The sequence below is a fragment of the Paenalicyclobacillus cellulosilyticus genome (assembly GCF_014647315.1).
GTDB classification, from domain to species: Bacteria; Bacillota; Bacilli; order Alicyclobacillales; family Alicyclobacillaceae; genus Alicyclobacillus_J; species Alicyclobacillus_J cellulosilyticus.
The window spans coordinates 1-323 of the sequence record NZ_BMOY01000107.1 but is presented as its reverse complement, the minus strand read 5'-3'; the positions used below and the strand labels follow the sequence as shown (position 1 = coordinate 323).

Below are 323 nucleotides of genomic sequence, written 5' to 3'. Positions count from 1 at the left end.
AGCATCATTTCGTTAGCAACGGTTGCTTTCGGGCTGTCGTAGCCGTACTCATTGATCGCTAGCTGAAGATTTTGGTATGTGCTGCGTAGCTGGTTGAATTTCTCAAGCGCTAGCTCTGGGTCAATACCTACATCTTCTTCTGAATCATCTGAATCGTCATCGCTCTCTTCATCATCTTCTAGGTCTTCTTCGTCTTCCTCTTCTAATTGAGTTTCAGACAGTTCAGAACCGATGTGAGTCGCGGTTGGCGCTGCTGTATCGTCAGCGTCAGGATCTACAAAGCCAGAGATTAAATCAGTCAGACGAAGTTCTTCTGCCTGAAC

1 protein-coding gene is annotated in these 323 nt (G+C 46.4%); it reads right to left on the bottom strand.

Going from position 1 to position 323, the window contains the following annotated elements:
- Positions 1 to 323 (bottom strand): sigma-70 non-essential region-containing protein (locus IEX97_RS13675; protein ID WP_229776921.1); only part of this gene is annotated, 323 nt, incomplete at both ends.